The following is a 6,049-nucleotide window of genomic DNA, read 5'->3' as shown; positions in this document are numbered from 1 at the left end:
ATGCGCTGCAACTGTTCGACGCATCGGCCGGTAACGTAACGAAGGCGTTGTGGGAGATCAGCGCACCGTCCACAGCAAATACGGCGAACGTTTTCAATGATCTGGGTTATGCCTACGCACGACCAGAAGTGGCACGCTTGGCCGACGGTCGATGGGCGGCATTCATCTCCAACGGTTATGGCAGCAACTCCGGGGTGGCAGCGTTGTACGTGGTCGACATTCGTGACGGCTCGCTGATCAAGAAAATAGTGATCGACGGCGCCGAAACTACCAACGGCTTGTCATCGGTAAAACTTCGTGTCAATTCGCAGAATGTGGTGCAGGCCGCTTATGGCGGCGACTTGAAGGGGCGGATGTGGAAGTTTGATTTGAGCGCTACAGCTCCTGAATCGTGGGACCTGGCGTTTTCCCGCAAACCGCTGTTTACCACCGCGGGTGGCGTCACCCAGCCGATCACCGCGCAACCATTGCTGGCGGACAATTCGTTGGGAGGGAAGGAAGTGTTTTTCGGCACCGGTAAATTCAACGAGACGGCCGACAAGACTAACAAAGACCTCCAGGCGTTCTATGCAGTGTGGGATTCGGACGGTGGCTCCGGGCAAATCACAACGTCCAGTTTGCAGGCCCAAGCGGTGACCGGTGTGTTCTCGGGCAGCAGCGGACAATTCATCACCACCAGCCAGAATGAGGTGTCCTATCCGGCAAAGAAGGGCTGGTATCTGCCATTGGTTTACAACAACGTGCTAACCGGTGAGCGGGTGATCAATCAGGCCAGTCTGGTGGCCGGCCGGATTGTGTTCACCACGGCAAGCGTGGACACCACCGACCCTTGCGCCAGTTTCGGTACCGGCAAACTGGTCGAGCTGGATGCATTCAGCGGTAAGATGCTCAATTACGCGGTGCTCGACAGCAATGGCGACGGGCTGGTCGATATCAAGGATTCGATTTCCAGCGGGGTGATTTTCACCGGTGGTATTCCGACGTTGAACGCGATCGTCAACAATGCGTCCCGCAAGATTGTGAACGACTCCAGCGGTGATATCAGCTCCCTGGTGGAAAAGCCCGGCAGCGGCGGCAGCCGTCGCATCATGTGGCGACAAATACAGTAAGTGAGAGTTGAGGCATGCGCAGATCCAACCGAGGTTTTACCCTGATCGAAATCATGATCGTGATTGCGATCATCGGGATCGTCATCACCATTGGCTACCCGAGCCTCACCGAGTATGTGAATAAGGGCCGCCGCACTGAAGTCGCCGGCCTGCTCTCCGAACAAGCGCAGATCCTTGAGCGCTACTATTCGAAGAATAATGTCTACACCAATGCCACCGGCCTGAGCGCCGGTAATGACTTCTACACCATCACCCCGACCCTGACCGATCAGACCTTCCTGCTGACGGCGGTGCGCAAGGCCGGCAAGGCCATGGCGGCTGACAAGTGCGGTGATTTCACCATCACCAACACTGGCGTCAGAAGCATGGTCAATGCGACGGCCACGACCAAGGATTGCTGGGGGCGCTGAGTTCCTTTTTCGGGTGCCTTTTGTGCCCTCTGTCTATTTAACGGTTGGATCAGAACATGACCAGGCAACAGCAAGTGGTGATTGTCGGCGGCGGCGTGATTGGCCTGCTGACGGCGTTCAATCTCGCGTCCGAAGTGCAAAGTGTTGTGCTGCTGGATCGTTCGAACGTCGGTCAGGAGTCGTCCTGGGCCGGCGGCGGCATCGTCTCGCCGCTCTACCCGTGGCGCTATAGCCCGGCGGTCACCGCGTTGGCGCATTGGTCCCAGGATTTTTATCCACAGTTGGGTGAGCGACTGTTTGCAGCCACCGGTGTCGATCCTGAGGTGCATACCACTGGGTTGTACTGGCTGGACCTGGATGACGAGGCCGAGGCGCTGGCTTGGGCCGAGCGGGAAAACCGTCCGTTGCGGGCTGTGGATATCTCGGCGGCTCACAACGCGGTGCCGGTGTTGGGGAGCGGTTTTTCCCGGGCGATCTACATGGCCGATGTGGCCAATGTGCGTAATCCGCGGCTGGTGAAGTCGCTCAAGGCTGCGTTGCTGGCGCTGCCGAACGTGACGATTCATGAGCAGTGTGAAGTCAGCGGGTTTATCCGTGAAGGCGCTACGGTGGTCGGGGTGCAGACCTCGGTGGGAGCGATTCATGGCGATCAGGTGGTTCTGACTGCGGGCGCCTGGAGCGGTAATTTGCTTAAAAACCTGGGCCTGGACCTGCCGGTCGAGCCGGTGAAAGGGCAGATGATTCTCTACAAATGCGCAGCGGATTTCCTGTCGAGCATGGTTCTGGCCAAGGGGCGTTATGCGATTCCTCGGCGCGATGGGCACATTCTGATCGGTAGTACGCTGGAGCATCAAGGCTTCGACAAGACGCCGACCGAATCTGCCCTGGAGAGCCTGAAGGCGTCGGCGGTGGAGTTGATTCCTGCACTGGCGGATGCCGAGGTCGTGGGGCACTGGGCCGGGTTGCGACCGGGCTCGCCGGAAGGCATTCCCTACATCGGTCGGGTGCCAGGGTTCGAGGGGCTTTGGCTCAATTGTGGGCATTACCGTAATGGCTTGGTGCTGGCGCCGGCGTCGTGTCAGTTGTTTGCGGATGTGATGCTGGGGCGTGAGCCGATCATTGATCCGGCGCCGTATGCACCGGCTGGACGGATCTGAGACTCAATCGAGCCCCAGTTTCTTAAGCCTGTAGCGCATCGACCGGAATGAAAGATTCAACCGCTGAGCCGCCGCCGTGCGGTTCCAGCGGGTTTCTTCCAGGGCCTGGAGGATAAGGTTGCGTTCGACGTTTTCCAGGTAGTCTTCCAGGTTGTCGATCTGCGTCAGGTCCGGCACACCGCCTTCGGGGTTGCAGTTGCCTTCGGCCAGTCGCAGGTCGCTGGCTTCAATTTGTTTGTTTTCGCACAACGTGTGAGCCCGTTCGAGCACGTTCTCCAGTTCCCGCACGTTGCCGGGGAAGCGATAGCTTTTCAGCGCTTCGAGGGCTTGGGGGTGGAGTTTTGCGGCGGGTTGACCGGTGCTGATGGCCAGGCGTTTGAGCACATGGCTGGCGAGGGATTCGATGTCGTCACGGCGTTCGCGCAAGGGCGGCACCCGTAGTTCGATCACGTTCAACCGGTAGTACAAATCCTGGCGAAAGCGTTCGGCGGCGACTTCGGCGTCGAGGTCTTTGTGGGTGGCGCAAAGGATACGCACATCGACCACGGTTTCCTGCTGCTCGCCGACACCACGAACGGCTTTTTCCTGTATTGCCCGTAGCAGTTTGACCTGCATCGCCAGCGGCAAATCAGCCACTTCGTCGAGGAACAGGGTGCCGCCATGGGCCGCCTGGAACAGTCCGGGTTTGTCTCCGATGGCACCGCTGAAGCTGCCTTTGCGATGACCGAAAAATTCGCTCTCCATCAATTCCGACGGAATCGCTCCGCAATTGACCGGGATAAAGGGTTGGCTGGCGCGCGGTCCTTGCTCATGGATCAGTCGCGCGACCAATTCCTTGCCGCTGCCGGATTCGCCGCTGATGTACACCGGCGCCTGGCTGCGGGCCAGTTTGTCGATGTGTTTGCGCAAGGCACGCATTGGCGGTGAATCACCCAGCAGCCGGCGATCGATGGCGATGCCCGTGCCGCCCGGCGCAGGCAGCCGAAGCGCGCTGCTGACCAGTTCCCGCAGGCGAGTGAGGTCCACCGGTTTGGTCAGGAAGTCGAAGGCGCCGGCCTTGAGGGCGTTGATCGCCGTTTCCAGGCTGCCATAAGCGGTGATCATTGCCACCGGTACTTGGGGATGGCGTTGCTGGATGTGTTGCACCAGCTCAAGGCCGGTGCCGTCCGGCAAGCGCATGTCGGTGAGGCACAAATCGAACGTCTCTCGAGACAGCAGGGCCTGGGCTTCGCCGAGGTTGCGGGCACTGAAGGTGTCGATTTTCATCCGTCCCAGGGTGATTTCCAGGAGTTCGCGGATATCCGGTTCGTCGTCGACGATCAGGACTTTTTGCCGTGGGCTCATGTTCAACTTTGTTTCCGTCCGTGAGCAAAGGTGATGCGAAAGCAGCCGCCGCCTTGGCGTGGTTTGAAGTCTAGGCGGGCCTGGTTGCTTTCGCACAGCTCACGGGACAGATAAAGCCCCAGGCCGGTGCCTTGGGTGCTGGTGGTGAAGAACGGTTCGAACAAGTGCACATGATGCTCCGGTGCCACGCCGGGACCATCGTCCAGGATCTCGAGGATCGGCAGCTGGCTGTCCGGGTCGACGAACAACTCGAGCCAGACCTGCGCCACGTCGTGATTCAAGGCGCTATGGCGCCAGGCGTTGCGCAACAAATTGTCGAGAATCTGGGTCAGCTGGTCTGGGTCCATCAGGGTTTTGAAGTCTCCTGAACCGATGCGCAGATGAATCTGCTGATGCTCGGTCGCCCCCTCGCGGGTTTCGTTGACGAACTGTTCCAGCCACGGCTTCAGATCAAGCCGTTGCGCTACGGTTTGCTGGCGGCGGGACAGTTGCAGGACGTTTTCGATTACCCGATTCATTCGCTGAGAGTGGTCTTGAATAATCTGTGTCAGACGTCGATCCGCGCGGTTCAGTTCCTCTGATTCTTGCAATAGCTGCGCGGCATGACTAACGGCGCCCAGTGGATTGCGGATTTCATGGGCGATACCGGCGGTCAGGCGACCGAGGGCGGCGAGCTTCAATTGCTGGGCTTGTTGAGCGATCTGCGCGAGGTCTTCGAGAAAGACCAGGGTCTGGTGGTGTGGGCTTTGGTCCAGGGCAATGAAGCTCGGTTGCAGCTCCAGACCACTACTGGCGACTTTCAGGCTCTGGGGGCGCAGCGTCGGATTGTTGAGCCACAGTTGCAGGCGTTCGACCAGGCTGGGTAAGTAGTCGTCGATCAGTTGGCCTGCAAGATTTTCCCTGCCTAACAGGTTCAAGGCGCTGTGGTTGGCCAGTTGAACCCGCCGCTTGTCGTCGAGTACCAGGATGCCGGTACGCATGCGTTGCAGGATCAGTGCGTTGAGGGCTTCGAGGCCGACGACTTCGCTGGCCCGTTGTTCGGCGAGGGTTTCGCTGACCTCCAGGCGTCGAATCAGCCCTTGCACCAGCAATGCCGCCGCAAAACACAAGGCGCCGAGCGTGCCGACTTGCAGGTAATCGTTGGGGGTGGCGGGATGGCTGAAACTCAGGAGGAAGCTCAGCCCGACGATGCCGAGCGCGCCAACGGCGGCAATCAGCAGGCCGATGCGCCCTCGCAACAAGGTGTTACTGATGGCTACCGATACGATCAGCAAGTTGCCGATGGCGCTCGCCACACCGCCGGCGGCGTAGAACAGACCGCACAGCAGCAGGACGTCGGTCAGCGCCAGGCTGAACAGTTGCGCCGGGCGCCGGGTGTTCCCGAGGAATACCACCAGCAGGATATTCAGCACCAGGTAAAACCAGCTGCCACTGCGCAGCAGGTCGTCATTGCTGAACGTCAGCAACTGGTTGTCCATGTTGCTGGAGATCAACAGCACCAGAGTGATGCCGATGCTCAAACGGTAAAGGTGATAGAGGCGCAGCAGTCGCTGGGCCTGTTTGCTGCCGGGACTGGAGGTCTCAGCGATCACTGGAGCCCGGGCCTTGCTCAAGATGAGCCTGGCTGCAATACCACTGTTGTTGAAGACTCAGCGCGCGGTCGCGTGGCAGGTGTACGCCGCAATGGGCGCAGCGGACCATGGGGGCCGCTTCCAGCTCGGCAGAGGACTTGGGCACGGAAGCCTGGCCCTTGAACTTGCGCCAGAACCATACCGCAGCGGCAATCAGGGCGATCCAGAACAGTAAACGAAGCATGATGAGCTGCTATTTGACGAGTGATGAGCCAGTTTAGCCAAGGACATGACCAGCGCACAGCGTAATAATCGAGCCCATAAAAAAGGAGCCTTGAAAGGCTAATGCCGGTCAGTTAAGGAACGACACAATCCGTAGCAGCTGGCGAAGCCTGCGTTCGGCTGCGCAGCAGTCGTAAAACCTGAGTTTGCGGTCTTCCTGAAACACCGCATCGTCT

General features: G+C 59.3%; 6 protein-coding genes. 3 read left to right on the top strand and 3 right to left on the bottom strand.

The window, feature by feature from the left end; all coding sequences use genetic code 11:
- The 3 genes from WLY71_RS29080 to thiO all read left to right on the top strand — a co-directional run.
- A partial coding sequence (locus tag WLY71_RS29080) for a pilus assembly protein (RefSeq protein WP_347806317.1) occupies positions 1-1,109 on the top strand: 1,109 nt, incomplete at its 5' end.
- A gap of 14 nt (positions 1,110-1,123) precedes the next feature.
- The gene (locus WLY71_RS29075; protein ID WP_347806316.1) at positions 1,124-1,519 is read left to right on the top strand and encodes a type IV pilin protein; all 396 of its coding nucleotides are present in this window, start codon (positions 1,124-1,126) and stop codon (positions 1,517-1,519) included.
- Positions 1,520-1,575: 56 nt separating this feature from the next.
- The gene (gene thiO, locus WLY71_RS29070) at positions 1,576-2,676 is read left to right on the top strand and encodes a glycine oxidase ThiO (protein ID WP_347806315.1); all 1,101 of its coding nucleotides are present in this window, start codon (positions 1,576-1,578) and stop codon (positions 2,674-2,676) included.
- Between the two features lie 3 nt (positions 2,677-2,679).
- Here thiO and WLY71_RS29065 read toward each other — a convergent pair whose 3' ends face one another.
- From WLY71_RS29065 to WLY71_RS29055, 3 genes are read right to left on the bottom strand one after another with little or no spacing between them, the layout of a single operon-like run.
- Positions 2,680-4,020, bottom strand: coding sequence for a sigma-54-dependent transcriptional regulator (locus WLY71_RS29065; RefSeq protein WP_347806314.1), 1,341 nt, complete (start codon positions 4,018-4,020; stop codon positions 2,680-2,682).
- Positions 4,021-4,022: 2 nt separating this feature from the next.
- Entirely contained in the window at positions 4,023-5,612 is a 1,590-nt protein-coding gene (locus tag WLY71_RS29060) for a sensor histidine kinase (RefSeq protein WP_347806313.1), read from the bottom strand.
- Positions 5,602-5,835, bottom strand: coding sequence for a PP0621 family protein (locus WLY71_RS29055; RefSeq protein ID WP_008154904.1), 234 nt, complete (start codon positions 5,833-5,835; stop codon positions 5,602-5,604). The genes WLY71_RS29060 and WLY71_RS29055 overlap by 11 nt, the downstream gene beginning before the upstream one ends.
- Positions 5,836-6,049 lie beyond the last annotated feature (214 nt).

It is taken from the genome of Pseudomonas rossensis (genome assembly GCF_039888995.1).
Taxonomy (GTDB): domain Bacteria; phylum Pseudomonadota; class Gammaproteobacteria; order Pseudomonadales; family Pseudomonadaceae; genus Aquipseudomonas; species Aquipseudomonas rossensis.
The sequence above is the reverse complement of the archived record's forward strand: the minus strand, read 5'-3'. Positions and strand labels throughout refer to the sequence as shown.